The sequence below is a fragment of the Methanoculleus sp. UBA208 genome (assembly GCF_002498065.1).
In the GTDB taxonomy this organism is placed as follows: Archaea; Halobacteriota; Methanomicrobia; order Methanomicrobiales; family Methanoculleaceae; genus Methanoculleus.
In genome coordinates this window covers 1-427 of sequence record NZ_DAFZ01000011.1, presented here as the reverse complement: position 1 = coordinate 427, position 427 = coordinate 1, and the positions used below count along the sequence as shown (strand labels likewise).

Annotated in this window: 2 pseudogenes; one reads left to right on the top strand and one right to left on the bottom strand. The window is 65.1% G+C overall.

Going from position 1 to position 427, the window contains the following annotated elements:
• A pseudogene (locus BRA62_RS00815) lies at nucleotides 1–223 on the bottom strand (3-hydroxy-3-methylglutaryl-CoA reductase); the annotation flags it as partial.
• A 44-nt stretch (nucleotides 224–267) separates the two neighbouring features.
• Between BRA62_RS00815 and BRA62_RS00810 the strand changes: the two are divergent.
• Nucleotides 268–427 (top strand): annotated as a pseudogene (locus BRA62_RS00810) (methyltransferase); the annotation flags it as partial.

The following is a 427-nucleotide window of genomic DNA, read 5'->3' as shown; positions in this document are numbered from 1 at the left end:
CGACGCCGAGCGGCACCTGCACCGTGCCGATCATGTTCTCGATGTTGCGCTTCACGACCCGGTCGATCCCGATGGAAAACGACCCGACCTTCGGGAGGGCGGTGCGGGTCTCGCCCTCGATGAACGCCCGCCGCACCCGGACGGCCCCCTCGGGGGGGAGCTCCTTCTCGAGGGCGTAGAGTTTGAGAGACCCCTCCTTGAGCCTCCCGATATACTCATCCATGAATAAGTATGAGATCTCATACCTAAAGATGGCTGGTGGTCGATATGGGAGAAGAACAGTGGTGCCTTGCGGTGCCGAGACGAGAGGCTGAAGAGAGGCGGCGCCGGCTGCTCGAGGAGGGGCTCCTCGACCGGCGGTTCCGCCCGCGCCCGGAGGGCGATGCGATCCTCTTCCCGGTGACGGAGGAAGTTCCGGGCGCCGTCC